Annotated in this window: 23 protein-coding genes; 20 read left to right on the top strand and 3 right to left on the bottom strand. The window is 70.7% G+C overall.

The annotated features are described in order from the left end of the window. The first annotated feature begins 100 nt into the window (after positions 1-100). From mltG to ACTOQ1_RS21930, 10 genes are all read left to right on the top strand, one after another. Entirely contained in the window at positions 101-1273 is a 1173-nt protein-coding gene (gene mltG / locus ACTOQ1_RS21975; protein WP_440069819.1) for an endolytic transglycosylase MltG, read from the top strand. After that, on the top strand, positions 1270-2094 hold the full coding sequence (locus ACTOQ1_RS21970) for a shikimate dehydrogenase (RefSeq protein ID WP_440070051.1): 825 nt from the start codon (positions 1270-1272) through the stop codon (positions 2092-2094). Before mltG ends, ACTOQ1_RS21970 begins: the two co-directional genes overlap by 4 nt. 347 nt (positions 2095-2441) lie before the next feature. Next, entirely contained in the window at positions 2442-3059 is a 618-nt protein-coding gene (infC, locus tag ACTOQ1_RS21965; protein ID WP_440069818.1) for a translation initiation factor IF-3, read from the top strand. A 130-nt stretch (positions 3060-3189) separates the two neighbouring features. Then, a complete protein-coding gene (gene rpmI, locus ACTOQ1_RS21960) occupies positions 3190-3384 on the top strand; it encodes a 50S ribosomal protein L35 (RefSeq protein ID WP_030920046.1) in 195 nt (64 codons plus the stop codon). A gap of 24 nt (positions 3385-3408) precedes the next feature. Then, entirely contained in the window at positions 3409-3792 is a 384-nt protein-coding gene (gene rplT, locus ACTOQ1_RS21955; protein WP_012892552.1) for a 50S ribosomal protein L20, read from the top strand. A 72-nt stretch (positions 3793-3864) separates the two neighbouring features. Then, positions 3865-4680: a TrmH family RNA methyltransferase gene (locus tag ACTOQ1_RS21950; RefSeq protein WP_440069816.1), complete on the top strand. Its 816-nt coding sequence runs from the start codon at positions 3865-3867 to the stop codon at positions 4678-4680. A 79-nt stretch (positions 4681-4759) separates the two neighbouring features. Next, positions 4760-5842: an ATP-binding protein gene (locus ACTOQ1_RS21945; RefSeq protein WP_440069814.1), complete on the top strand. Its 1083-nt coding sequence runs from the start codon at positions 4760-4762 to the stop codon at positions 5840-5842. 121 nt (positions 5843-5963) lie between these two features. After that, on the top strand, positions 5964-7013 hold the full coding sequence (pheS, locus tag ACTOQ1_RS21940) for a phenylalanine--tRNA ligase subunit alpha (protein ID WP_440070050.1): 1050 nt from the start codon (positions 5964-5966) through the stop codon (positions 7011-7013). Next, positions 7013-9619 (top strand): phenylalanine--tRNA ligase subunit beta, encoded by a 2607-nt coding sequence (locus ACTOQ1_RS21935; protein ID WP_440069812.1) that lies wholly within the window; start codon positions 7013-7015, stop codon positions 9617-9619. Before pheS ends, ACTOQ1_RS21935 begins: the two co-directional genes overlap by 1 nt. A gap of 172 nt (positions 9620-9791) precedes the next feature. Continuing rightward, complete coding sequence (locus tag ACTOQ1_RS21930; protein ID WP_440069810.1) at positions 9792-10037, top strand: hypothetical protein; 246 nt, start codon at positions 9792-9794, stop codon at positions 10035-10037. Between the two features lie 120 nt (positions 10038-10157). Here ACTOQ1_RS21930 and ACTOQ1_RS21925 read toward each other — a convergent pair whose 3' ends face one another. The 3 genes from ACTOQ1_RS21925 to ACTOQ1_RS21915 form a co-directional block, all read right to left on the bottom strand. Then, positions 10158-10730, bottom strand: coding sequence for a Uma2 family endonuclease (locus ACTOQ1_RS21925; RefSeq protein ID WP_440069809.1), 573 nt, complete (start codon positions 10728-10730; stop codon positions 10158-10160). Between the two features lie 82 nt (positions 10731-10812). After that, the gene (locus tag ACTOQ1_RS21920) at positions 10813-12120 is read right to left on the bottom strand and encodes an MFS transporter (protein ID WP_440069807.1); all 1308 of its coding nucleotides are present in this window, start codon (positions 12118-12120) and stop codon (positions 10813-10815) included. A 211-nt stretch (positions 12121-12331) separates the two neighbouring features. After that, on the bottom strand, positions 12332-13993 hold the full coding sequence (locus ACTOQ1_RS21915) for a class I adenylate-forming enzyme family protein (RefSeq protein WP_440069805.1): 1662 nt from the start codon (positions 13991-13993) through the stop codon (positions 12332-12334). A gap of 269 nt (positions 13994-14262) precedes the next feature. Between ACTOQ1_RS21915 and argC the strand changes: the two genes are divergently transcribed. The 10 genes from argC (at position 14263) to tyrS (ending at position 25090) form a co-directional block, all read left to right on the top strand. Beyond that, complete coding sequence (gene argC / locus ACTOQ1_RS21910; RefSeq protein ID WP_440069803.1) at positions 14263-15285, top strand: N-acetyl-gamma-glutamyl-phosphate reductase; 1023 nt, start codon at positions 14263-14265, stop codon at positions 15283-15285. Next, positions 15282-16436 carry a bifunctional glutamate N-acetyltransferase/amino-acid acetyltransferase ArgJ gene (gene argJ, locus ACTOQ1_RS21905; RefSeq protein WP_440069801.1) on the top strand — a complete coding sequence of 385 codons (1155 nt, stop codon included), beginning with the start codon at positions 15282-15284 and terminating at the stop codon, positions 16434-16436. The genes argC and argJ overlap by 4 nt, the downstream gene beginning before the upstream one ends. Further along, positions 16433-17395: an acetylglutamate kinase gene (argB, locus tag ACTOQ1_RS21900; protein WP_440069799.1), complete on the top strand. Its 963-nt coding sequence runs from the start codon at positions 16433-16435 to the stop codon at positions 17393-17395. The genes argJ and argB overlap by 4 nt, the downstream gene beginning before the upstream one ends. Positions 17396-17451: 56 nt before the next feature. Beyond that, a complete protein-coding gene (locus ACTOQ1_RS21895; RefSeq protein ID WP_440070049.1) occupies positions 17452-18603 on the top strand; it encodes an acetylornithine transaminase in 1152 nt (383 codons plus the stop codon). Then, positions 18593-19633 (top strand): ornithine carbamoyltransferase, encoded by a 1041-nt coding sequence (argF, locus tag ACTOQ1_RS21890; protein WP_440069797.1) that lies wholly within the window; start codon positions 18593-18595, stop codon positions 19631-19633. The genes ACTOQ1_RS21895 and argF overlap by 11 nt, the downstream gene beginning before the upstream one ends. Continuing rightward, a complete protein-coding gene (locus tag ACTOQ1_RS21885; protein WP_350967519.1) occupies positions 19630-20136 on the top strand; it encodes an arginine repressor in 507 nt (168 codons plus the stop codon). Before argF ends, ACTOQ1_RS21885 begins: the two co-directional genes overlap by 4 nt. Before the next feature lie 70 nt (positions 20137-20206). Further along, positions 20207-21415 (top strand): argininosuccinate synthase, encoded by a 1209-nt coding sequence (locus ACTOQ1_RS21880; protein WP_440069795.1) that lies wholly within the window; start codon positions 20207-20209, stop codon positions 21413-21415. Between the two features lie 53 nt (positions 21416-21468). Beyond that, on the top strand, positions 21469-22866 hold the full coding sequence (gene argH / locus ACTOQ1_RS21875) for an argininosuccinate lyase (RefSeq protein WP_440070048.1): 1398 nt from the start codon (positions 21469-21471) through the stop codon (positions 22864-22866). Between the two features lie 150 nt (positions 22867-23016). Next, complete coding sequence (locus ACTOQ1_RS21870) at positions 23017-23667, top strand: DNA-3-methyladenine glycosylase (RefSeq protein ID WP_440069793.1); 651 nt, start codon at positions 23017-23019, stop codon at positions 23665-23667. Between the two features lie 154 nt (positions 23668-23821). Next, complete coding sequence (tyrS, locus tag ACTOQ1_RS21865) at positions 23822-25090, top strand: tyrosine--tRNA ligase (protein ID WP_440069791.1); 1269 nt, start codon at positions 23822-23824, stop codon at positions 25088-25090. The last annotated feature ends 626 nt before the right edge of the window (positions 25091-25716 follow it).

Here is a 25716-nt window from a genome sequence, read left to right as displayed (position 1 = left end):
GCTCCCGGAGCACCGGGACGTCCGGCCGGGTGCCCTCCTTCGGTTCGGCACACCCGCTTGACGCCAGGTCGTCTCTAGCGGGAGATTGGCCAGCGACGCTATGAACGATCTCGATATGGACTTCCTGGTCGGTTCCGACGACGAAGGTCGGTCGCGCCGAGGATCCAACACGTCTCCAGGCCGTGACTCCGGCCGGCGCGGCCGGCGCAGGAAGCGCCGCCGCAACCGGGGCGGCTTCGTCGCCCCCATGCTCGCGATCATCATCCTGCTCGGCGGCATCGGCGCCGCCGGCTACTACGGCTACACCTGGGTCCGCGACGTGATGACCCCCGACGACTACACCGGCCAGGGGTCGGGCGAGATCGTCGTGGAGATCAAGGACGGCCAGAGCGCCTCCGACATCGCGCAGACCCTGCAGGAGCAGGACGTGGTGAAGAGCGTCAAGGCCTTCGTCAACGCCGTCGGCGCGGCGGGCAAGAGCTCCTCCCTGCAGCCGGGCGAGTACACCATGCGCAAGCGGATGGCGGCCGCGGAGGCCGTCAAGCTCCTCGACCCGGACAAGCGGCTGCGGGAGAGGGTCACCCTCAAGGAGGGGCTGCGCGTGAGCGACACCCTTGAACAGCTCGCCAAGCAGACGGGCAAGCCGCTGCGGGAGTTCCAGCAGGCCGCCAGGAACACCGGAGAGCTCGGCCTGCCCTCCTACTCCAGGGGCAAGCTGGAGGGATATGCCTTCCCGGCCACCTACGAGATCACACCCAAGATGACCGCCTCGGAGATCCTGACCAAGATGGTCGACCGCTTCAACCAGACCGCCGACAAGGACGATTTGCGGGGCAAGGCGAAGGCGCTCGGGCACACCCCGCACGAGATCATGACGATCGCCAGCATCGTCCAGGCGGAGTCCGGCACCAAGGAGGACATGGGCAAGGTGGCCCGCGTCATCTACAACCGGCTCGACGGCAACCCGCCCCGCAAGCTGGAGATGGACAGCACGGTGATGTACGCGCTGAACAAGTACAACATCGAGGCCTCCAACAAGGACCTTGAGAGTGAATCGCGCTACAACACTTACAAGTACTTGGGCCTGCCCCCCGGTCCGATCGCCAACCCGGGCGACGACGCCATTCAGGCGGCGCTCAACCCCACCAAGGGTGACTGGGTCTGGTTCGTGACCACCTGCCCGGCCAAACGCCTCACCAAGTTCGCCTCGCTGGAGTCCGACTTCTTCGCGCTCAAGGCCGAGTACGAGCGGAACAAGGTGAACGGGTGCTGAGGGCGGCGGTCCTGGGATCGCCGATCGCCCACTCGCTCTCCCCGTACCTGCACCGCGCCGCCCACGAGGGCATGGGCCTGCACGACTGGCGCTACGAGGCGATCGAGTGCGACGAGGCCGGGCTCCCCGGCCTCCTGGCCGGACTGGACGGCGACTGGGCGGGGCTCTCGCTCACGATGCCGCTCAAGCGGGCGGTGATGCCGCTGCTCGACACCGTCTCCGAGCTCGCGGTCCAGGTGGGCGGGGCCAACACGGTGATCCTGCGCGACGGCGCCCGGCACGGGGACAACACCGACGTGTACGGCATCGTCCAGGCGCTCGCCGAGGCGGGCGTGGCCCCGCCGCGGGCGGCGACCGTCCTCGGCGGCGGCGCGACGGCGGCCTCCGCGCTGGCGGCCCTGCGCGAACTCGGCCTCGACGAGGCGATCCTCGTGGTCCGCGACCCCGCGAGGGCGTGGGAGACCGCGGAGGTCGCCGAGCGGCTGGGCATGGACCTGTCGGTGCGGACCCTCGACAAGCTCGACACCGCGCTGGAGGTCGACCTGGTCGTCTCGACCCTGCCCTCCGGCGTGGCCGACGGCTTCGCCGGGACGCTGGCGGGCGTGCCCGCCCTCCTCGACGTGGTCTACGCGCCCTGGCCCACCCGCCCGGCCGCGGCCGTGGCCGGGCGGGGCGGGATCGTCGTCGGCGGCTTCCCGATGCTCCTGCACCAGGCGGTCCGGCAGGTCGAGATGATGACCGGTCGCGCGGACGTGCCGGTGGAGGCGATGCGCGAGGCGGGAAAGGCCGAGATCGTCAGGCGTGCCGTCCCGGCGGGATGATTCTGCGTGAGTGGGCTGTTGTGGTAGAGTAACGACTCGATCGGTCCGGCGTGCCTGCTGGACGCGCAAGCGGAGGTCGTCCTCCCACCTCGTCGGCCGCAAGGCTGACAGGTCAGGATCACAACCGGGGTGAATCCCCGGAGAGCTTACGGCGTGAAGCCTTCGAGTTCATGTGGCCCCGCATGCGTGACGTGCGGGGCATCTTGCGTTCGAACGCCCTCAACAGGGTGTGCGTTCTACGACCTCCCGGCACGATCGAGCATGTTGCGGCCTCCTCCCGGATGGCCGCGGATCGCAACCTAGGAGGCCCCATCAGCGCCGAGCCCCGCATCAATGACCGCATTCGCGTGCCCGAGGTCCGCCTCGTCGGCCCGAACGGCGAGCAGGTGGGCATCGTCTCCATCGGCGATGCCTTGAAGCTGGCTCAAGAGTCCGACCTCGACCTGGTCGAGGTCGCGGCAACGGCCCGCCCGCCAGTGTGCAAGCTCATGGACTACGGCAAGTTCAAGTACGAGTCCGCGATGAAGGCACGTGAGGCGCGCCGTAACCAGGCGTACACCATCATCAAGGAGATCAAGCTTCGGCCGAAGATCGACCCGCACGACTACGAGACCAAGAAGGGTCACGTGGTGCGGTTCCTCAAGGCCGGCGACAAGGTCAAGGTCACCATCATGTTCCGCGGTCGGGAGCAGTCCCGTCCCGAGCTGGGCTTCCGGCTCCTGCAGCGGCTGGCGGAGGACGTGACGGAGCTCGGCTTCGTCGAGTCCCAGCCCAAGCAGGACGGCCGAAACATGATCATGGTGATCGGCCCGCACAAGAAGAAGGCCGAGGCCAAGGCCGAGAAGGCGGCGGCCAAGGCGCGGCATGACGAGAACCCTTCGGGTGAGGGGTCACCGGCCGCCGGCGAGACGCGCGTCAACGACGAGGTGTCCGTCAGTGGAGCGGTGGCGGCTCCGCAGGAGTAACTCGCATAGCCTGGATCGTCAGGTAGTCGCGAGATCAGTCCGAGACCGGGTCCGGTCTCGTAGTCAGGCACGCCCTTGACTTGGGTTACCGGCCCGGGACATCGGCACGATCGAGGGAGAGACGGCTGAGATGCCGAAGATGAAGACGCACAGCGGTGCGAAGAAGCGGTTCAGGCTCACGGGTTCCGGCAAGCTTGTGCGCCGTCGCGCCAACCGTGCGCACTACAACGAGCACAAGCCGTCCACCTTGACGCGTCGTCTCAAGCCCGAGGTCGTGCTCTCCGACGCCGATTCCAAGAAGATCAAGAAGCTGCTCGCTAAGTAACCGCCCCCGGGGAGATAGATACACATGGCACGCGTGAAGCGGGCGATCAACGCCAAGAAGAAGCGCAAGGTCGTTCTCGAGCGGGCGAAGGGCTACCGGGGTCAGCGATCCAGGCTGTACCGCAAGGCCAAGGAGCAGATGCTCCACTCGATGACGTACGCCTACCGCGACCGCAAGGACCGCAAGGGCACCTTCCGCCGTCTCTGGATCCAGCGCATCAACGCCGCTGCCCGCCAGAACGGCATCACCTACAACAGGCTCATCCAGGGCCTGCGGCTCGCCTCCATCGAGGTCGACCGCAAGATCCTCGCCGACCTCGCGGTCAACGACGCCGCCACGTTCGCGACGCTGGTGGAGGCCGCCAAGAAGGCGCTCCCGGCCGACGTGAACGCGCCGGTCGCCGGCTGAGCGAGGCACTGACGACCATGCGGCCCGCAGCGATCACGCTGTGGGCCGCATTCGCATTCTTGGGGGACGGGCATGGCCGGGTCTGAGCTGACCAACATCAAGTCGCCGCGGGTCAAGGCCGCGCGGAGGCTGACAAAGCGGGCCTTCAGGGACCGCGACCGTTCCTTCCTGGCAGAGGGGCCGCAGGCGGTCCGCGAGGCGCTGGCGCTGGACGGCGTCGTGGTGGAGCTGTTCGCCACGGCCGAGGCCGAGCTGCGTCACGCCGACGTCGTCACCGCCGCCACCGCCGCGGGAGTGCCCGTCCACCGGGCCAGCGGCGAGGTCATGGCCGAGCTGGCCCAGACCGTCACCCCCCAGGGGCTGCTGGCCGTGTGCCGCTTCGTGCACGTGCCCCTGGACGCCTCCGTCGTGTCCGGCTCCACGCTGGTGGCGGTGCTGGCCCACGTCCGCGACCCCGGCAACGCGGGCACCGTGCTGCGTACGGCCGACGCCGCCGGCGCCGACTCCGTCGTCTTCACCGACGCCTCGGTCGACCCCTACAACGGCAAGTGCGTGCGGGCCAGCGCGGGCAGCCTGTTCCACCTCCCGGTCAGCACGGGCGTCCCGGTGGCGCGGGCCGTGGAGCACCTGAAGGGGACCGGGCTCCGGGTGCTCGCCGCCGACGGCGCGGGCAGGCAGACCCTGGACGACGTGGACCTGTCGGGGCCGACGGCCTGGATCTTCGGCAACGAGGCGTGGGGGCTTCCCGAGGAGATCCTGAAGCTGGCCGACGAGGTCGTCAGGGTTCCCATCTACGGACGGGCCGAGAGCCTGAACCTCGCGACCGCCGCCGCGGTCTGTCTGTACGCATCTGCCCGATCTCAGCGCACCGGTGCCGGCTCCAGGTGAGGCTCCCCGCCCGGCGAGGCTGCCGTACGGTGCGGGAAACCCGCTATTGTCGGCCATGTAGCGTCGAGGAGGCGGGGTCGTGCACGGCGAACACACCGGCGAGCGGAGCACCGATGCCGCTTCTGTGATCGACGTCGACGAGCTTCCCGACGGCCTCGTGGTCACCGACGGTGACGGCCATGTGCTGACCGTCAACCGGGCCGCGGCCCTGCTGACCGGCGTCACCCGCGAGCGGGCCACCGGGCGGCACCTGCGCGACGTGTTCTCCTTCCGCGACCACGACGGCCGCGACTGGTGGAAGTGGCTCGACACCTACGGCGGGCTTTCCAGCCGCGCCCGCCATCCCGAGCTGCCGCTGCGCACCCCCGGCGGCCAGGAGCTGCTGGTGGCCGCCCGGCTGGTGCGCGAGCCGCGGCGGGGTGGAGAGGTCGTCCGGGTGGTCATCACGTTGCGCGACGCCGGGGCCCGCGCCCGCCTGGAGCGCAGCCGCGCCGACCTGGTCTCCACCGTCGCCCATGAGCTCCGCTCCCCGCTGACCAGCGTCAAGGGATTCACCGCGACCCTGCTGGCCAAGTGGACCCGCTTCACCGACGACCAGAAGCTCGTCATGCTGGAGACCGTCAACGCCGACGCCGACCGGGTGACCCGGCTGATCACCGAGCTGCTCGACGTCTCGCGCATCGAGTCGGGGCGGCTGGAGATCCACCGCCAGGTGGTCGACGTCCCGGCCAGGATCTCCAGGATCATCGCGGGACGGGTGGCGGCGGGCGAGCCGGAGGACCGTTTCGTGCTCCAGGTTCGCGGCGAACTGCCCGAGACCTGGCTCGACCAGGACAAGATCGACCAGGTGCTCGCCAACCTGATGGAAAACGCGGTGCGTCACGGGCGCGGTACGGTGACAATAGTCGTCGAGCCGAGCGAATGGGGAGTGACCGTGTCCGTCCGCGACCAGGGGGAGGGCATCCCGCCCGAGCTGGTCACGCGCGTCTTCCGGCAGTTCTGGCGGGGCAACGCCCGCCGCCGCGGCGGCACCGGGCTCGGCCTGTTCATCGTCAAGGGGCTGATCGAGGCGCACGGCGGCACCATCTCCGTGCAGCGCGGGCCCGAGGGCGGCGCCGAGTTTCGATTTATGGTGCCCACCGGCACCCCTGACTTCGTCTGATCGCGAATGTCGGCCCGGTGGGCTCATCCGACTAGACTCATGGCCGCTCAAGCCCTGGATTCGGAGCTCTCTCTTGTCAAACTACGACCCGGTCGAGGTGACCCCGCTGCACGCCGACGAGATGGCGCGCATGCAGGCCGAAGCGCTCGACGCCGTCAAGGCGGCGCGCGACCTCGAAGAACTCAAGCAGGTGCGCCTCGCGCACGCCGGTGACCGCTCACCGATCGCCCTGGCCAACCGCGAGATCGGGGCTCTGCCCCCGGCGGCCCGCTCCGAGGCGGGCAAGCGCATCGGCGGCGCCCGCAAGGCGGTCGCCGACGCCCTCGCCGAGCGGCAGGCGCAGCTGGAGGCCGAGCGCGACGAGCGGGTCCTCGTCGAGGAGACCGTCGACGTCACGCTGCCCTCCGCCCGCGCCCCCCGCGGCGCCAGGCATCCGCTGACCACCCTTCAGGAGCGCATCGCCGACGCCTTCGTCGCGATGGGCTACGAGGTGGCGGAGGGCCCCGAGCTGGAGGGGGAGTGGTTCAACTTCGACGCGCTGAACATCTCCGCCGACCACCCGGCGCGCTCGGAGCACGACACCTTCTTCGTGGAGTCCGTCGACTCCGGCAAGGTGCTGCGCACCCAGACCTCTCCGGTCCAGATCCGGGCGCTGCTCAGCAGGGAGCTCCCGGTCTACGTGATCTCGCCGGGCAAGGTGTTCCGCACCGACGAGCTCGACGCCACCCACACCCCCGTCTTCCACCAGGTCGAGGGGCTGGCGATCGACGAGGGCCTGACCATGGCCCACCTCAAGGGCACCCTCGACCGGTTCGCCGAGGTCATGTTCGGCGAGGGCATCACCACCCGGTTCCGGCCCAACTACTTCCCGTTCACCGAGCCCTCCGCCGAGATGGACCTGAAGTGCTTCGTCTGCCGCGGCGCCTCCGCGGTGCCCGGCAACCCGCCCTGCCGCACCTGCAAGTCGGAGGGCTGGATCGAGTGGGGCGGCTGCGGCATGGTCAACCCGCGGGTGCTCATCGCCTGCGGCGTCGACCCCGCCCGCTACAGCGGCTTCGCCTTCGGCATGGGCGTCGAGCGCACCCTGATGTTCCGTCACAACGCCGAGGACATGCGCGACATGGTCGAGGGAGACGTCCGCTTCACCCTTCCCTTCGGAATGGAGGTCTGATGAAGGTCCCGCTTTCATGGCTGCGGGAGTACGTCGATCTCCCCGCCGTCACGGCGCACGAGATCGCCGAGAAGCTCACCGCCGCCGGGCTCAAGCTCGAGTCCGTCACCTCCTACGGCCACGACATCAAGAACGTCGTAGTGGGCGAGGTGATCTCCATCGAGACGCTGGAGGGGTTCAAGAAGCCCATCCGCCACTGCCAGGTCGAGGTGGGGGAGGCCGCGCCGCGCGAGATCGTCTGCGGCGCGACCAACTTCGAGGCCGGCGACCGTGTCCCGGTCGCGCTGCCCGGCGCCGTGCTGCCCGGCGGGTTCGAGATCGCCTCGCGCAAGACATACGGGCGGCTGTCCGACGGCATGATCTGCTCGGAGGCGGAGCTCGGCGTGGCCGAGTCGTCGCCCGGCATCCTCGTGCTGCCCGTCGGCACCCCGATCGGCGCGGACGTGGTCGAGCTGCTCGGCCTGCGTGACGACGTGATCGAGCTGGAGATCACCCCGGACATCGGCTACGCCCTCTCCATCCGGGGGGTGGCCCGCGAGGCCGCCACCGCCTTCGACTCGGCGTTCGTCGACCCCGCCGACGTCTCCCCGCCCGCCGCGGCGGGCCCGTCCTACCCGGCCTCGATCGCCGACCCGTCGGCCTGCGACCGCTTCGTGCTCCGCGAGATCCGCGGGTTCGACCCGTCGGCGCCGAGCCCGCTGTGGATGCGCGCGCGGCTCTCCCGCGCCGGCATGCGCCCGGTCTCGCTCGCCGTCGACGTCACCAACTACGTCATGCTGGAGCTCGGCCAGCCGCTGCACGCCTTCGACGCGGCCAAGCTGACCGGCGAGATCGTGGTGCGCAGGGCCGAGCCGGGCGAGACGCTGGAGACGCTGGACCACGTGGTCCGCAAGCTCCACCCGGACGACATCCTGATCACCGACGGGTCGGGCGCGATCTCGATGGCCGGCACCATGGGCGGCCTGCACACCGAGATCTCCGACGCCTCCGCCGACATCGTGATCGAGGCGGCCCACTTCTCCGCCAGCGGCACCGCGCGCATGTCGCGCCGGCACAACCTGGTCAGCGAGGCCTCCAAGCGCTTCGAGCGGGGCGTCGACAGGGAGCTGCCGCTGTACGCCTCCTGGCGCGCGGCCCGGTTGCTGGCCGAGCTCGGCGGCGGCACGATCCAGCCGGGCGTCACCCACGCCGAGGTGGAGGTCGAGCCGGTCAGCGTCGCCATCCCGAGCGGCTACCCCGGCAGGGTCGCGGGCACCGCCTACGACCGCGAGACGGTGATCCGCCGCCTGGAGCAGGTCGGCTGCGTGGTCGAGAGCACCACCGCCGCGACCGGCCCGGTGACGGGCGGTACGACCGGCGGCACCGTGGCCGGCACTGTGATCGGCACTGTGGCCGGCACTGCGGCCACCGGTGACCCGGCCTCCGCCGGGATCGCCGCGAGGCTCACGGTCACCGGTGACGACATGCTGGCGGTCACCCCGCCCTCGTGGCGGCCCGACCTGACCGACCCGAACGACCTCGCCGAGGAGGTCATCAGGCTGGAGGGCTACGAGAACCTGCCCTCGATCCTGCCGGCCGCCCCCGCGGGCGCCGGTCTCACCGAGAGCCAGCGCCTGCGCCGCCGGGTCGGCCGCGCCCTGGCCGCCGCGGGCTACGTCGAGATCCTCGCCTACCCGTTCAACGGGGAGCGCGACTTCGACAACCTGCAGCTGCCCGCCGACGACGCGCGCCGCCTGGCCGTACGGCTGGCCAACCCGCTCAGCGAGGACGAGCCGCTGATGCGGACGACCCTGCTGCCCGGCCTGCTCAAGACGCTGGTCCGCAACGTGGGCCGGGGCTTCGGCGACGTGGCGCTGTTCGAGGCGGGCCTGGTCTACCGGCCCTCGGCCGACGCGCCCGCCGTCGCCCCCGTGCTGGGCGTCGACCGCAGGCCGAGCCCGGAGGAACTCGCCTCGATCGAGTCCGCGCTGCCCGCCCAGCCGCTCCGGGTCGGGGCGGTGCTGGCCGGGGAGTTCGAGCCGTCCGGCTGGTGGGGCAAGGGCCGGCCGGCCGGCTGGGCGGACGCCGTCGAGGCGGCCCGGGTGGTGGCCGCCGAGGCCGGGGTCACCCTCGACGTCCGCGCGGACCGGCACGAGCCCTGGCACCCGGGCCGCTGCGCCGCGCTGTACGCCGGTGACGTGCTCGTCGGTCACGCCGGTGAGCTGCACCCGCGCGTCGTCGAGGCCTACGGCCTGCCCCCGCGCACCTGCGCGATGGAGCTGGAGCTGACCCGGCTGGAGCCGCTGACCGCGGGTCCGCCACAGGCCCCGGCGATCTCCGCGTACCCCGTCGCGGGTCAGGACGTCGCGCTCATCGTCGACGCGGCGACCCCGGTGGCCACCGTGGAGGCGGCGCTGCGCGAGGGCGCGGGCCCGCTGCTGGAGTCGATCCGGCTGTTCGACGTCTACACCGGCGCCCAGGTCCGCGAGGGCGGGAAGTCCCTCGCCTACTCGCTGCGCTTCCGGGCGCCCGACCGGACGCTCACCGTGGAGGAGACCACCGCGGCCCGCGACGCGGCCGTGGCCCTGGCCGGGGAGCGCACCGGGGCGCGGCTGCGCGGCGTCTGACCGGTTCACGAGGGGCCCGGGGCGTGTCCCGGGCCCCTTTCGCCGTACCGGGCCGAAATTATTCGCGTTCCGGGTGGATTCTCCTTCAGGAGGCGACGATGACGTACCCGCCGGTCGCTCTGGGCGGATCGCTCGCCCGGAGCGGGGAAAAGCCCTTCCCCGGGAGGGGGCGATGAGGCATCTGCTGGTGTTCGCCGAGCGCGACGCCGCCGAGGAGGTCGCCGAGACCGTGGCCGGGGAGTTTCCGGCGATCGGCATGCCCGCGGTGGTGAGGGAGACCCTCGCGGGGGAGGACGACGCCGAGGACGCCCAGTGGCTGGTGGTGGTCGAGGACTCCTCCGGGGCGCTGCCGCCGGAGGGCGTGGCCCGCCTGGAGGCGCTGGCCGAGGAGTATGACGGCTGGCGCGAGAACGGGTGAGGCGTGGCCTCGTCCGGCGGACTCCCGCGGAAGGCGAAGTCCGCGACAGGCGGAGGATGCCGGGACGGTGTGGACGTAGCCTGCCCCGGGCGGTCGTGAGTGCTGCCCCGGGGCCGGAGCCTAGAGCCGGTCGATCCTCGTCAGGTCGATGTCGACGTCGAAGGGGGCCGAGACCTTGAGCCGGTCGCGATGGATGCCGGTGAGCGCGTAGGAGTGGGTGACCGGGTCGAGCTCGTAGACGTAGATCGTGGGCCTTCCCGACTGGTTCTCGACCAGCCAGAAGTGCTCGATGCCCGCCTCGGCGTACAGCAGGGGCTTGCGGTCGCGGCTCGTGGATTCGGGGGAGACGACCTCCACCACCAGCACGACGTCTTCCGCCCGGTAGAAGGTCTGCTCCGGGCTGTGCTCGGCGGAGGCATGGATGATGCTTATGTCGGGCTCGGGCCGCTGGCGCTCGCCCAGTATGACGCTCATCTCCCGGCGCGCTCGAAGATCGGTGGGTGTGGCACGGCGGAGAGCGTCAACCAGTAGATCCACCGCTCGCGTGTGAAAAGAAGCCTGAGGACTCACGAAGACCAGGCTTCCATCGATCAACTCTGTGTGTGCGGGCAGTTGCGGAATGCGATCGAGATCCTCCGCGACGAACCCCTCCGGCGGGGGGAACACCCAGTCGGGCAGCGAGGAATCCGTCATCTCGGGGCTCCGTACGTCGACCGTCACAATCTCACAGTAGCAATGGGATTCCGTTCCGTGAGGGCACTTGCCTGTGCCCGTGTCAGGCGCGGGCGGCCTCCTCGCGGCGGGCGCGCTCCCTGATCGCGTGCTCGTCGGTGCGGGCGTCGTAGGTGCGGAACCTCGGCAGCAGCGCGGCCATCGCGGCCACGGCGCCGACGCACAGCAGGCCACCGGCGCCCAGGGAGAAGCGGGTGCCGCCGAAGCCGGCCATCAGGCCCGCTCTGGCGTTGCCGAGCATCGGGCCGCTGGTGTAGGAGAGCAGCTCGATGCCCGCCAGGCGGCCGCGGAACTCGTCGGGGATGGTCTGGTTCCAGATGGTCGAGCGGAAGACACCGCTGATCATGTCGGCGGCCCCGGCCACGGCGAGGAAGGCGAAGATGCCCCAGACGTTGGGCATCAGCGCCGCCAGCGCCACCGCGACGCCCCACACGGCCGCCGCGACGATCACGCCGAGGCCGTGCCGGTGCACGTGCGCGGTCCAGCCGGAGGTGGCCGAGGCGATCAGCGAGCCGATGGCCGAGGCGGAGAAGAAGAGTCCCAGGGCCTCGGGGGCGCCCAGCTCGTCGGCGAGGAACGGATACAGCGCGGTGGAGAACGCGAAGATCATCGCGGCGACGTCGACCAGGTAGGTGCCCATCAGGTCGGGACGGCCCACGGCGTAGCGGACCCCCTCGACCAGGGATCCGATCGAGGCCGAGGGGGTGTCCTCCGAGCGCGGCTGGGACCGGACCATCCACAGCAGGACCAGGGACGCCAGGAAGGTCACGACGTTGATGCCGTACGCGACGGCGACGCCGAACGAGGCCGCGATCAGGCCGCTGAGGCCCGGGGCGACGATGGCGCCCAGGTTCCACCGGAAGGCGCCGAGTGCGGCGGCCGCGGTCAGCTGGTCGTGCCTGACCACGCGCGGCATCATCGACTCCAGGCTGGGCCGCTGCAGGCTGCCCAGCCCGGCCGAGAGCGCGCCGATCACGTACAGCACCCAGACCTGAGGCTCCGGCAGCAGCGCGTTGACGGTCAGGATCGTGACCGTGAGGCAGAGGCCCACCTCGGTGAGAAGAATGATCTTGCGCCGGTCGAGGGCGTCGGCGATCGCCCCGCCCCAGAGCCCGCACACCACCATCGGGACGAACTCGGCCACACTGACCAGGCCGACCGCCAGGTAGGAGCCGGTGAGCTCCTTCATCTGCAGCGGCACCGCGACCAGTGTCAGGAAGGTGCCGAACATCGTGATGACGCCGGAGCCGAAGAGCAGCCGGAAGTCGCGCGAGTCGCGGAGAGGACTGAGGTCCATCGCCAGGCGGCGGAGCAGGGTCTTCTTGATCGGGCGATCGGCGTTTTCCGGCACGAACAGCTAGTTTCGGTGGTGATCTACACGATGGCAAGTCATTTTCCGGCAGGTCGCGGCCGGGCCGGGCGCGGGAAAGCCGGCCCGGCGCCGGGCGCCCGTGGGGGGGTGACAGGGCGCCGGCGGGGCGGGGCGATGGCGACAGCGACGGTGACGACGATGAAAGGGCGGCCGGACGGGGTGACGGCGACGGGGCGTCGTCCGGCGGACGTCAGGAGCCCAGGACCTCCTGGCGCAGCCGGGTCTTGAGGATCTTGCCGCCGGGGTTGCGGGGGAGTTCCGTCTCGCGTGTCCAGAACCTGACCGGCACCTTGAAGAGGGCGATCCGCTCGCGCAGGAAGGCCTGCAGTTCCTCGTCGGTGACCGGGGACGACAGCCGGAGCACCGCGCCGACCTCCTCGCCCAGCTCGTCGTGGGGGATCCCGATCACCGCGGCGTCCTCGACCGCCGGATGTTCGAACAGGGCGGCCTCGACCTCGGCGCAGTAGACGTTCTCGCCGCCCCGGATGACCATGTCCTTGGCCCGGTCCACGATGAACACGAACCCCTCCTCGTCCACCCTGGCCAGGTCGCCGGTGTGCAGCCAGCCGTCGACGAAGGTCTCCGCGGTGGCCTCCGGCCGGTTCCAGTAGCCCAGGATGACGTTCGGGCCGCGCAGGCAGAGCTCGCCGACCGTGCCGGCCGGCAGCTCGCCGCCGAGGGGATCGGCGATCTTCACCTCGACCACGGCCATCGGCAGGCCGATGCTGTCGGGTTTGGCCAGGTAGTCGGCTCCGGCGTTGCTGATGGCGAGCGCGGTGGTCTCGGTCATGCCGTACCCGTTGGAGGGGGCGCGGTTGGGCAGCTGCTCGGTGATGCGCTCCAGCAGTTTCGGCGGGGCGGGGGCGCCGCCGTACCCGAGGCCGCTGAGGCTAGAGATGTCGTACTTGTCCAGGTCCGGGTGGGACAGGAGCTGCCACACGTTGGTCGGCACGCCGCTGAGCCCGGTGATCCTCTCGCGCTCGATCAGCTCCAGCGCGCGGCCCGGGTCCCACTTGTACATGAGCACCAGGCCGCCCCCGGTGAACATGGTGGTGGTCATCACCGCGAAGCAGCCGGTGACGTGGAAGAGCGGCACGGTGAGCAGGGTGACGCGCCGCTGCCCGGCCGCGTCGCCCGGGTCCTTACCCGCCTTGATCACGCTGCGGTACAGGCTGTAGGCGACGGTCATCGGCGACTGCCCGAGGTTGCGGTGGCTGCCGAGCGCGCCCTTGGGGCGGCCCGTGGTGCCGGAGGTGTAGAAGATCGTCGCGGGGTCCTCGGGGGAGAGGTCGACCGGCGGCAGCGTCACGCCCGCCTCCACCTCGCCCATCACGTCGTCGAAGGAGCGGGCGCCCGCGGGTGTCGTACCGCGGGTCACGATCAGCGCCGGGGCCAGGCCGGCGAGCCCGGCCGCCCGCTCGCCGTCGGCGATCAGCACCTTGGCCCCCGAGTCCGACAGGCCGTACTCCAGCTCCTGCGGCGTCCACCACGCGTTGAGCGGCACGGCTATCGCCCCGGCGGCCAGCGCGGCCGAGAAGGCGATCACCCACTCGGGGTAGTTGCGCATGGCGATGGCCACCCGGTCGCCCTTGACCACGCCGTACTCGTCCACCAGGCGCCGCGCGAGCGTGGCGGCCCGCCGGAAGTGCTCCTCGTAGGTGATGTGCTCGTCCTCGTACGTCAGGAAGACCTTGTCGCCGTGGAACCTGCTCGTCTCCAGAAGGGCCCGGAAGTCGCGGGGCGCGTGCTTCCAGGTTCTGACGGTCCCGCCGTGGCTGAGGACCTCTTCCGTCTCGAAAAGCTGCCCGGGGCAGGTGAGCTGGGCCTGGACCTGGTCGTGGGTGACAGTCATGCGTTCGTACTCCCGGAGGTGGAGGGGCCGGAAACGTCACGATACCGACCGGTAGGTACGTGCAACAGTGCCGAAACACGGCCGATGGCTTCGTGCCCGCGTTCACAAGCCGGTAAAGCATGGACTTCGCGGTTTTTCCGGCCCGTGGCGTACCTCCGGACGGCCGGGGCCACGTGTTACCGGCTTGCATGGCAATCCTCCAAGATGCATAATCTTTCTAGTAAGTCCATAAGTAGCAATGCATAAGCATGCAGACCTTGGGGGGACGGATGAGAGCGGCGATCGCGGGTGCAAGCGGCTACGCCGGAGGTGAGCTCCTGCGCCTGCTGCTGTCCCACCCCGGCATCGAGATCGGCGCGCTGACCGCGGCCTCGAGCGCGGGCACCGCCCTCGGCGCCCACCAGCCACACCTGGCCCCGCTGGCCGGCCGGATCCTGCTGGAGACCACGCCCGAGACCCTCGGTGGCCATGACCTCGTCTTCCTCGCCCTGCCGCACGGCCAGTCGGCCGCCGTCGCCGAGCAGCTCGGCGACGGCACCCTCGTGGTCGACTGCGGCGCCGACTTCCGGCTCACCGACCCCGCCGCGTGGCAGCACTTCTACGGCGGCGTCCACGCGGGCACCTGGCCGTACGGGCTGCCCGAGCTGCCGGGACGGCGCGAGGAGCTGCGCGCCACCCGGAGGATCGCCGTGCCGGGGTGCTACCCGACGGCCGTCACCCTGGCCATGTTCCCCGCCTTCGCCGCCGGTCTCGTCGAGCCCGACGTGGTGGTGGTCGCCGCCAGCGGCACCAGCGGGGCGGGCAGGGCGCCCAAGCCGAACCTCCTGGGCAGCGAGGTGATGGGCTCCGCCGGCGCGTACGGCGTCGGCGGCGTCCACCGGCACACCCCGGAGATGGAGCAGAACCTCTCCCCGCTGGCGGGCGAACCGGTCACCGTCTCCTTCACCCCCGTGCTGGCACCGATGAGCCGGGGCATCCTCGCCACCTGCACCGCCCCCGCCAGGCCCGGCCTCACCCCGGCGGTCCTGCGCGAGGCCTACGAGGTCGCCACCAAGGACGAGCCGTTCCTGCGGCTGCTCCCCGAGGGCCAGTGGCCCGCGACCTCGATGACCCTCGGCGCCAACACCGCCGCCCTCCAGGTCGTCCTGGACGAGCGCGCGGGCCGCGTCGTCGCCGTCGTCGCCATCGACAACCTCACCAAGGGCACGGCCGGCGGCGCGATCCAGAGTGCCAACCTCGCCCTCGGCCTGCCGGAAGAGCTCGGCCTTCCTCTCAACGGAGTCGCCCCATGAGCGTGACCGCCCCTCTCGGCTTCCGTGCGTCGGGTGTCGACGCCGGGATCAAGTCCGGTGTCGACCGCGACCTGGCACTGGTCGTCAACGACGGACCCTCGCGCGCCGCCGCCGGGGTCTTCACCGCCAACCGGGTGAAGGCCGCGCCCGTCCTGTGGTCCGCGCAGGTGCTGGCCGGGGGCCGGGTCCACGCCGTCGTCCTCAACTCCGGCGGCGCCAACGCCTGCACCGGGCCGCTCGGCTTCCAGGACACCCACGCCACCGCGGAGAAGGTCGCCGCAGCCCTGGGAGACTCGGCAGGGGAGGTCGCGGTCTGCTCCACCGGCCTGATCGGCGAGCGGCTGCCGATGGAGCCGCTGCTGGCCGGGGTCGACCTCGCGGTCTCCCAGCTCGCCAGGGACGGCGGCCTGGCCGCCGCCGACGCCATCCGCACCACCGACAGCGTCTCGAAGATCTCCTTCAGGAAGGGCGCGGGCGGCTACATGGTCGGCGGCATGGCCAAGGGCGCGGGCATGCTCGCCCCCGGTCTCGCCACCATGCTGTCGGTGATCACCACCGACGCCGACCTGCCCTCCGAGCAGCTCGACGCGGTGCTCCGCAAGGTGACGCGGGTCACCTTCGACCGGCTAGACGCCGACGGCTGCATGTCCACCAACGACACCGTGCTGCTCCTGGCCAGCGGCGCCTCCGGAGTCGTCCCCGACCTCGCCGAGTTCGAGCAGGCCCTCCTCGCCGTCTGCGCCGACCTCGCCCGCCAGCTGCTGATGGACGCCGAGGGCGCCTCCAAGGCGATCGCCATCGAGGTCGTCGGCGCCGCCTCCGAGGACGACGCGGTAACCGTCGGCCGAGCCGTTGCCCGTTCCAACCTCTTCAAGTGCGCCATGTTCGGCGAGGACCCCAACTGGGGCCGGGTGCTGTCGGCCGTCGGCACCACCGACGCCGTCTTCGAGCCCGGCCGGCTCAACGTGGCCATGAACGGCATCTGGATCTGCAGGGGCGGTGCGGCGGGCGACGACCGCTCCAAGGTCGACCTCACCCCGCGCGAAGTGACGATCACCATCGACCTGTCGGCGGGACCGCACTCGGCGACGATCCACACCACCGACCTCACCACGGCGTACGTCCACGAGAACTCGGCGTACTCCACATGAGACGCGCCGAGGCCCTGAAGAAGGCCGCCACGCTGATCGAGGCACTGCCCTGGCTCGCGAGCTTCCACGGCGCGACCGTCGTCATCAAGTACGGCGGCAACGCGATGACCGAGGAGCACCTGCGCGAGAAGTTCGCCGCCGACGTCGTCTTCCTCCGCTACGCCGGGCTCAGGCCGGTGATCGTGCACGGGGGAGGGCCGCAGATCAACGCCCAGCTCGACCTGCTCGGCATCGAGTCCACCTTCACCGCCGGGCTCAGGGTCACCACCCCCGAGGCCATGCAGGTCGTCAGGATGGTCCTCGTCGGCCAGGTCAACCGCGACGTGGTCGGCCTGATCAACCGGCACGGGCCGTTCGCGATCGGCATGTCCGGCGAGGACGCCCACCTGTTCACCGCCGTACGCAAGCACGCCGTCGTCGACGGCGTCGGCGTCGACATCGGCCAGGTCGGCGACATCGTCAACGTCGAGGCCGGAGCCGTGCGGGCGCTGCTGGACGACGGCCGGATCCCGGTGATCTCCTCCATCGCGCGCAGTGACGACGGCACCGTCTACAACGTCAACGCCGACACCGCCGCCGCCGCGCTCGCCGTGGCCCTCCAGGCGGCCAAGCTGATCATCCTGACCGACGTCGAGGGCCTGTACCGCGACTGGCGCCCCGACGCCGACGAGAACGAGATCATCGAACAGCTGTCCGCCACCGAGCTGGAGAAACTCCTGCCGGGACTGTCCAGCGGCATGATCCCCAAGATGGAGGCGTGCCTGACCGCCGTCCAGGGCGGCGTGCCACGAGCCCACGTGCTCGACGGCAGGGTGCCCCACTCGGTGCTGCTGGAGATCTTCACCGACGAGGGCATAGGAACCATGGTGCTGCCGGACGCCTCCGAGGCGGCGGCCGTGCCGGAGCCGGTCAGGCGGCGGCCCGCGGCCTCCGCCCAGCTGAAGGGGAACGACCAGTGAGCCCGCAGGAAAGACCCGCAGGAGAGGCGCTCGCCAGGCGCTTCGAGGCCGCCTTCATGCCCAACTACGGCGTGCCCCCGGTGGCGCTGGCCCGAGGCGAGGGCGCGAGGGTCTGGGACGTCGACGGCCACGAGTATCTCGACCTGATCGGCGGCATCGCGGTCAGCTCGCTCGGCCACGCCCACCCCGCGCTGGTCGAGGCCGTCTCCCGGCAGGTCGCCACGCTCGCCCACACCAGCAACCTCTTCCTGCACGAGCCCGAGGTGCTGCTCGCCGAGCGCCTGCTCGGCCTCCTCGGCGCCCCGGCCAAGGTGTTCCTCACCAACTCCGGGACCGAGGCCAACGAGGCCGCGCTGAAGCTCTCCCTCAAGTACGGCAAGGCCAACGGCCGCACCTACTTCGTGGCCGCGGAGAACGCCTTCCACGGCCGTACCCTCGGCGCGCTCTCCCTCACCGGCAAGCCCGCTATCCGTGACCAGTTCGGGCCGTTTTCGATTGATGTTCGCTTCGTCCCGTACGGTGACGCCGACGCGCTCAAGAACGCGGTCACCGCCGAGTGCGCCGCGGTCTTCCTCGAACCCACCCAGGGCGAGGCGGGGGTCGTGCCCCCGCCCGAGGGCTACTTCACGGCCGCCAGGGAGATCTGCGACGCCACCGGCGCGCTGCTGGTCGCCGACGAGATCCAGTCGGCGATCGGCCGTACCGGGCACTGGTTCGCCCACCAGCACGAGGGCGTCCTGCCCGACGTGCTCACCCTGGCCAAGGGCCTCGGCGGCGGCATGCCGATCGGCGCCTGCGTCGGCTTCGGCGAGGCGGCCACCGTCTTCGCCCAGGGAGACCACGGGTCCACCTTCGGCGGGAACCCCGTCTCGGCCGCCGCCGCGCTCGCCGTGCTCGACACCATCGACAGGGACGGCCTGCTGGAGCACGTCCACACCGTCGGCACCGAACTCGCCGAGGGCGTCGCCGCGATCGGCCACCCGCTGCTCGCCGGCGTCCGCGGCCGCGGCCTGTGGCGGGCCGTCGTGCTGACCGCCGACCGCTCCGCCCAGGTCCAGGCGGCCGCCCAGCGCGCGGGTTTCCTGGTCAACGCCCTCCAGCCCGACGCGGTACGGCTCGCGCCCCCGCTGGTGATCACCTCCGCCCAGGTCGCGGCCTTCGTGGCCGCGCTTCCCGCCATTCTCGACGAGGCCGCAGATGCCCAGTAACCTCGCCGGACAGGCGCACGTCAGGCACTTCCTGAAGGACGACGACCTCTCGCCCGCGGAGCAGGCCCAGGTGCTCGACCTGGCCGAGGCCGTGAAGAAGGACCGCTACGGCTACCGTCCCTTCGAGGGGCCGCAGAGCGTCGCCGTCCTCTTCGACAAGCACTCCACCCGCACCCGCGTCTCCTTCGCGGTCGGCATCGGCGAGCTCGGCGGCCTGCCGCTGATCCTCGACGCGGGATCCTCCCAGATGGGCCGGGGCGAGTCGATCGAGGACACCGCCCGGGTCCTGGAACGCCAGGTGGGCGCCATCGTGTGGCGTACCTCGGGCCAGGAGAGGATCGAGGCCATGGCCTCGGCGTCCTCGGTGCCGGTGGTCAACGCCCTCACCGACGAGTTCCACCCCTGCCAGATCCTCGCCGACCTGCAGACCGTCAGGGAGCACTTCGGCAGGACCGCCGGGATCACGCTGGCCTACTTCGGCGACGGGGCCAACAACATGGCCCACTCCTACCTGCTCGGCGGGGCCGTCGCCGGCATGCACGTGCGGGTCGCGGCCCCCGACGGATACCTGCCCGACCCGGAGATCCTCCGGCGGGCCGGCGAGGTCGCCGCGCAGACCGGAGGTTCGGTCACGGTCCTCGCCGACCCGGCCGAGGCCGCCGCGGGCGCGGACGTGCTCGCCACCGACACCTGGGTCTCCATGGGGCAGGAGGGCAAGGAGCAGCGGATCGCCGACCTCATGCCGTACCAGGTCAACGCCGCGCTGGTGAGCCGGGCGGCCCCCGGCGCCGTCGTCCTGCACTGCCTGCCCGCCTACCGCGACCTGGAGATCTCCGCCGAGGTCCTGGACGGCCCGCGGAGCCTGGTGTGGGACCAGGCGGAGAACCGGCTGCACGCCCAGAAGGCCCTGCTGTACTGGCTGGTCGCGGTGGCGGGCCAGGACGATTCCCCGGATGACGGCTCCTCGGACGGCGGTTCCGCGGGTGGTCCCGCGAGCGGCGACGCGTCCGGAGGCGGGGAGTCCACATGACGATCCCGATGACCAAGGTCGCCCGTCAGGCACGGATCACCGACCTCCTGCAGCGGCAGCCGGTCCGGTCCCAGCCCGAGCTGGCCAAACTCCTGCTGGAGAGCGGTGTCGAGGTCACCCAGGCCACCCTCTCCCGCGACCTGGACGAGCTCGGCGCGCTCAAGCTGCGCGCCGAGGACGGCTCCCTGGTCTACGCCCTGCCGGGGGAGGGCGGCGGCCGGATAAGGCTCGCCAGGCTCGGCACCGGCGAGTCCCCGGCCGCCAGGCTCGGCAGGCTCGCGGAGGAGCTCCTCGTCTCCGCCGAGGCCTCCGCCAACCTGGTCATCGTCCGCACGCCGCCGGGCGCCGCGCAGTTCCTCGCCTCAGCCATCGACCACGCCGACTGGGAGTCCATCCTCGGCACGGTCGCGGGAGACGACACGATTCTCGTCATCAGCCGCGACCCGCTGGGCGGGGCGGCGGTCGCAGAGGGACTGCTCCGGCACGCCGATCGACGTATTTAGCCTGCTCAGGCGGGCTACAACCGGCAGCACCCGACACCTGTGACCAATAAAGATCTTGGAGATATCCATCATGACCGATCGGGTCGTACTCGCGTTCTCCGGAGGACTGGACACCTCCGTCGCCATTCCCTTCCTCGCCGAGAAAACCGGCGCCGAGGTCATCGCGGTCGCCGTCGACGTCGGCCAGGGCGGTGAGGACATGGAGGCCATCCGCAAGCGCGCCATCGACTGCGGTGCCGTGGAGTCCGTCGTCGTGGACGCCCGCGAGGAGTTCGCCACCGACTTCTGCGTGCCCGCACTGCAGGCCAACGCCCTCTACATGGACCGCTACCCGCTGGTCTCCGCCCTGTCGCGGCCGCTGATCGTCAAGCACCTGGCCGCGGCGGCCAAGGAGTTCGGCGGCACCCACGTATCGCACGGCTGCACCGGCAAGGGCAACGACCAGGTCCGGTTCGAGGCCGGTCTGGCCGCCCTGTACCCCGAGCTCAAGGTCATCGCCCCGGCCCGCGACTACGCGTGGACCCGGGACAAGGCGATCGCCTACGCCGAGGAGAAGAGCCTGCCGATCGAGACGACCAAGAAGAACCCGTACTCCATCGACCAGAACATCTGGGGCAGGGCCGTCGAGACCGGCTTCCTGGAGGACATCTGGAACGGCCCGATCGAGGACGTCTACGCCTACACCGCCGACCCGGCGCAGCCGCGCGAAGCGGACGAGGTCATCGTCAGCTTCGTCAAGGGCGTGCCCGTCGCGCTGGACGGACGGCACCTCACCCCGTTCCAGATCATCGAGGAGCTCAACCGCCGCGCGGGCGCCCAGGGCGTCGGCCGCCTCGACATGGTCGAGGACCGGCTCGTCGGCATCAAGTCCCGTGAGGTCTACGAGGCGCCCGGCGCCATCGCGCTGATCACCGCTCACATGGAGCTGGAGAACGTCACCGTCGAGCGCGACCTCGCCCGTTTCAAGCGGTCGGTGGACCAGCGCTGGGGCGAGCTCGTCTACGACGGCCTCTGGTTCTCCCCGCTCAAGAAGGCCCTCGACACCTTCATCGCCGAGGCCCAGGAGCACGTCACCGGCGAGATCCGGATGACCCTGCACGGCGGCCGGGCCACCGTCACCGGGCGCCGCTCAGAGGCGTCGCTGTACGACTTCAACCTCGCCACCTACGACACCGGCGACACCTTCGACCAGTCCCTGGCCAAGGGCTTCGTCGAGCTGTGGAGCCTGCCCTCCAAGATTGCCTCCGCCCGGGACGCCCGGCTGGGCCGATTGGGCTAAGGTCGCGGATTGAATGGGGAGGGAGAACAACGGTGACTGATGGTGGAAAGCCCATGCGGCTGTGGGGCGGCCGGTTCGAGGGAGGTCCGGCCGACGCGCTGACCAGGCTCTCGGTGAGCGTCCACTTCGACTGGCGGTTGGTGCCGTACGACCTGCTGGCCTCGCGCGCGCACGCCAGGGTGCTGCACCGCGCGAACCTGCTGAGCGACGACGAGCTGGCGCGCATGATCGGCGCCCTGGACGACCTGGAGCGCGCCTGCAAGGCGGGCGAGTTCCGGCCGACCGTCGCCGACGAGGACGTCCACACCGCGCTGGAGCGCGGCCTGCTGGAACGCCTCGGCACGCTCGGCGGCAAGCTCCGAGCCGGTCGCAGCCGCAACGACCAGGTCGCCACCGATCTGCGGCTCTACCTGCGCGACCATGTCAGGCACATCGTGTCCCGGCTGGTGGAGCTGGAGACCGCGCTGATGAGCCAGGCCGAGGAGCACGCCGAGACGGCGGCCCCCGGCATGACCCACCTGCAGCACGCCCAGCCGGTCTCCTTCGGCCACCAGCTCCTGGCGCACGTGCACGCCTTCGCCCGCGACATCGACCGCCTGCGCGACTGGGACAGGCGCGCGGCCGTATCCCCGCTGGGCGCCGGGGCACTGGCCGGATCCTCCCTGCCGCTCGACCCGCAGGCCGTGGCGAGGGAGCTCGGCTTCGACTCCGCCGCGCCCAACTCGATGGACGCCGTCGCCGACCGCGACTTCGCCGCCGAGTTCCTGTTCGACGCGGCGATGATCGGCGTGCACCTGTCGAGGCTGGGCGAGGAGATCGTCCTGTGGGCCTCGCAGGAGTTCCGCTGGATCGAGATGGACGACGCCTACTCCACCGGCTCGTCGATCATGCCGCAGAAGAAGAACCCCGACGTGGCCGAGCTCGCCCGGGGCAAGAGCGGCCGTCTCATCGGCAACCTCATGGCGCTGCTGACGACGCTCAAGGGCCTGCCGCTGACCTACAACCGCGACCTGCAGGAGGACAAGGAGCCGGTGTTCGACTCCGTCGACAGCCTGCTGCTCGTCCTTCCCGCCATGGCCGGGCTGGTCGCGACCATGCGTGTCAACACCGCGAAACTGGAGGCCTCGGCCCCCGACGGGTTCGCCCTCGCCACGGACCTGGCGGAGCTGCTGGTCCGCCGGGGCGTCGCCTTCCGCGAGGCCCACGAGGCGGTCGGGCACCTGGTCGTCTGGTGCCAGGTCAACGACAAGGACTTCGGTGAGCTCACCGACGAGGAGCTGGCCAAGGTCTCGCCGCACTTCACGCCCGACTCCCGCGAGGTCCTCTCGGTGCCCGGCGCGCTGGCCGCCCGCAAGGCGCACGGCGGCACGGCACCCGACCGGGTCCGCGACCAGCTCATCGCGCTGCGTGAGATCGTCGACGCCCAGGCCGCCTGGGCGAGCGGAAGCTGATGTCCGGCGACGGCCGCCTTGAGGTCGCCGAGGTGCCGGGTGACGCTCGTCGGTTAGTCCGGTTAGTCCGGTTAGTCCGGGGCTTGGGCGATTTTCGCCTGGTCGTCGGGGGTCTGGGGGATGGCCGTCCGGTCACCGGGAGCCCGGGCGATGGCCGTTGACGAGAACGGCGGGCGACCGCCCGCCGCGTCCACGCCCCTGGCACGCGACTTCTTCGACCGGCCGGCCCACGAGGTCGCCCCCGACCTGCTGGGACGGGTGCTCGCGCACGGGCCGGTCGCGTTGCGGATCACGGAGGTCGAGGCGTACGGGGTGCCGGGCGAGGATCCCGCGTCGCACACCTACCGGGGCCGGACGCCGCGCAACGCGGTGATGTTCGGCCCGCCGGGCCACCTGTACGTCTACTTCACGTACGGCATGCATTTCTGCGCCAACCTCACCTGCCTTCCCGAGGGAGTCGGCTCCGGGGTGCTGCTGCGGGCCGGAGAGGTGGTCTCCGGCGCCGAGACCGCCCTGGCCCGCCGGAGCGCGGGAAGCGCCCGTCCCGTCAGGGAAGCCGATCTCGCCAAAGGGCCGGCCCGACTGGCGGTGGCGCTCGGCCTCACCCGCGAGCACAACGGGCTCGACGCCTGCGGCCCCGGATCACTCTCCGTGGTCGAGGGCGAGCCGGCCAAGGTGTCGTCCATCCTGTCGGGACCACGCACCGGGGTCTCGTCGGGGAAGGAGACGCCCTGGCGCTTCTGGATCGACGGTGAGCCCACGGTCTCTCCGCACCGCCCGCACGTCCCGCGCCGCCGGTAGGTCGCGCGCCGCCGGTGGGTCGCGTGCACTCTCCTCGCCTCTTCCCCGTCCGTCCTTGTGCGCGAGAAGGGTTTCGAGTGGCGCGACGGTGCCGTGATCGGGCAGGGTGTACGAGAGCGCTAAATGTCCCTTCGAGCATTGGAAAGCAAGGATCGTGACCGACATTCTGGATGACCTCGCCTGGCGCGGCCTGATCGCGCAGTCCACCGACATCGACGCCCTGCGCGCGGCGATGGCCGAGGGTCCGATCACGGTCTATTGCGGCTTCGATCCGACCGCCCCCTCCCTGCACGTCGGCAACCTGGTCCCGTTGCTGACTCTCACCCGCCTCCAGCGGGCGGGTCACCGGGCCATCGGCCTGGTGGGCGGCGCGACGGGTCTGATCGGCGATCCCAGCGGCCGGAGTACCGAGCGCTCGCTCAACTCCTCCGACGTCGTGGCCGAATGGGTGGCGCGGATCCGCGTCCAGGTGGAGAAGTTCCTCGACTTCTCGGACGAGAAGACCGGGATCCTCGTCAGCAACCTCGACTGGACGGAGGGCATGTCCGCGATCGACTTCCTGCGCGACGTCGGAAAGCACTTCCCGGTCAACCGCATGCTCGCCCGCGAGTCGGTCTCGGCCAGGCTGGGCGGCGAGGGGCTCAGCTACACCGAGTTCAGCTACCAGATCCTGCAGGCCAACGACTACCTGGAGCTGAACAGGCGCCACGGCTGCACGCTCCAGATCGGCGGCAGCGACCAGTGGGGCAACATCACCGCGGGAACCGATCTCATCCGCCGGGTGACGGGCGGCCACGTGCACGCCCTCACCGTGCCGTTGATCACCAAGGCCGACGGGACCAAGTTCGGCAAGACGGCCGGCGGCGCGGTCTGGCTCAACCCGGAGATGACCTCCCCGTACGCGTTCTACCAGTTCTGGCTGAACGCGGACGACCGTGACGTGGTGAAGTTCCTCAAGATCTACAGCTTCCGGTCTCGTGAGGAGATCGAGGGGCTGGAGAAGGCGGCCGCCGAGCGGCCCGCCGGGCGCGAGGCGCAGCGGGCGCTCGCCGAGGAGTTCACCACGCTGCTGCACGGCGCCGACGAGTGCGCCGCGGTGATCGCCGCCTCTGCGGCCCTGTTCGGCCAGGGGTCCCTGGAGGAGCTGCCCGCGCGCACGCTGGGGGAGGCCCTCGCCGAGGTGCCGCGTGCGGAGGTGCCCGCTCTGGGGGCGTCCTTCGTCGACCTGCTCGCCGAGAGTGGCCTGGTGAAGTCGAAGTCGGAGGCGCGCCGCGCGGTGAAGGAGGGCGGCGCCTACCTCAACAATGTCAAGGTCACCGATGAGGCGTACGTGCCGGCTGCCGATGATCTGCTTCACGGACGCTTCCTGGTGTTGCGCCGTGGCAAGCGTTCCGTCGGCGGTGTCGAGATCGTCGCTCCCTGATCCTTCCTTCGCCTGTTGCTTCCTGGTTCCTGGTGGTTCCCGGAGTCGTTCCGGTCTTCCGGCTCTTTCGGCTCTTCCGGCAGGTCAGCTGGACGCTCCCGGGCGGCTGGACGCCCCGGCTCGGGCCGGGGCGTCAACCGTCCCACCACGTAACATTCCGGTAGCGAACGTTCCTGGTTTCCTTAAGGAACTGCTCTGACCTGCGGTTTTGCCAAGCGTGGCTGATTTGACGATGCCCCGAGGGGCGCATAATCTTTCCAATGCCCCGGAGCGAGCCGGACGCCGATCGGCGGACGGGCCCAGGGCCACTCCACCTGAAACGAACCTGAGCGTTCGGACTCCGCGTAGATCACCGGAAAATCGGTTGATTCGCTGTGGCCTGGATGACACGGTAGGTTCAGGGAGCCGCCTCGGAAGCGAGACGGTGGGAATCCTAGCAAGTTTGCAGGTTTTGTGACAAACGGCTGATAGCTAGCAATTTGACACAATCTTGACAGGCCTGTACGATTTAAATACGAAATGGAACGCCCCGGAGTTCTGCCGGACCGGTTGGTCGGGTCAGGGTGATGGTGTACGCGTCCGTTTCTTGAGAACTCAACAGTGTGTTAAAAGCCAGTGCATGAAGC

It is taken from the genome of Streptosporangium sp. OZ121 (genome assembly GCF_051918885.1).
Classification (GTDB): Bacteria; Actinomycetota; Actinomycetes; order Streptosporangiales; family Streptosporangiaceae; genus Streptosporangium.
The sequence above is the reverse complement of the archived record's forward strand: the minus strand, read 5'-3'. Positions and strand labels throughout refer to the sequence as shown.

Bases quoted from the DNA above. Each gene is read 5' to 3' on its own strand.
- pheS (WP_440070050.1), top strand. From the start codon at position 5,964: ATGGCGCGCATGCAGGCCGAAGCGCTCGACGCCGTCAAGGCGGCGCGC.
- ACTOQ1_RS21895 (WP_440070049.1), top strand. From the start codon at position 17,452: ATGCCCAACTACGGCGTGCCCCCGGTGGCGCTGGCCCGAGGCGAGGGC.
- ACTOQ1_RS21930 (WP_440069810.1), top strand. From the start codon at position 9,792: ATGAGGCATCTGCTGGTGTTCGCCGAGCGCGACGCCGCCGAGGAGGTC.
- argB (WP_440069799.1), top strand. From the start codon at position 16,433: ATGAGACGCGCCGAGGCCCTGAAGAAGGCCGCCACGCTGATCGAGGCA.
- rplT (WP_012892552.1), top strand. From the start codon at position 3,409: ATGGCACGCGTGAAGCGGGCGATCAACGCCAAGAAGAAGCGCAAGGTC.
- ACTOQ1_RS21885 (WP_350967519.1), top strand. From the start codon at position 19,630: ATGACGATCCCGATGACCAAGGTCGCCCGTCAGGCACGGATCACCGAC.
- argC (WP_440069803.1), top strand. From the start codon at position 14,263: ATGAGAGCGGCGATCGCGGGTGCAAGCGGCTACGCCGGAGGTGAGCTC.
- ACTOQ1_RS21950 (WP_440069816.1), top strand. From the start codon at position 3,865: ATGGCCGGGTCTGAGCTGACCAACATCAAGTCGCCGCGGGTCAAGGCC.
- ACTOQ1_RS21880 (WP_440069795.1), top strand. From the start codon at position 20,207: ATGACCGATCGGGTCGTACTCGCGTTCTCCGGAGGACTGGACACCTCC.
- rpmI (WP_030920046.1), top strand. From the start codon at position 3,190: ATGCCGAAGATGAAGACGCACAGCGGTGCGAAGAAGCGGTTCAGGCTC.
- ACTOQ1_RS21935 (WP_440069812.1), top strand. From the start codon at position 7,013: ATGAAGGTCCCGCTTTCATGGCTGCGGGAGTACGTCGATCTCCCCGCC.
- argJ (WP_440069801.1), top strand. From the start codon at position 15,282: ATGAGCGTGACCGCCCCTCTCGGCTTCCGTGCGTCGGGTGTCGACGCC.
- ACTOQ1_RS21925 (WP_440069809.1), bottom strand. From the start codon at position 10,730: ATGACGGATTCCTCGCTGCCCGACTGGGTGTTCCCCCCGCCGGAGGGG.
- argH (WP_440070048.1), top strand. From the start codon at position 21,469: ATGCGGCTGTGGGGCGGCCGGTTCGAGGGAGGTCCGGCCGACGCGCTG.
- argF (WP_440069797.1), top strand. From the start codon at position 18,593: ATGCCCAGTAACCTCGCCGGACAGGCGCACGTCAGGCACTTCCTGAAG.
- mltG (WP_440069819.1), top strand. From the start codon at position 101: ATGAACGATCTCGATATGGACTTCCTGGTCGGTTCCGACGACGAAGGT.
- ACTOQ1_RS21915 (WP_440069805.1), bottom strand. From the start codon at position 13,993: ATGACTGTCACCCACGACCAGGTCCAGGCCCAGCTCACCTGCCCCGGG.
- ACTOQ1_RS21870 (WP_440069793.1), top strand. From the start codon at position 23,017: ATGGCCGTTGACGAGAACGGCGGGCGACCGCCCGCCGCGTCCACGCCC.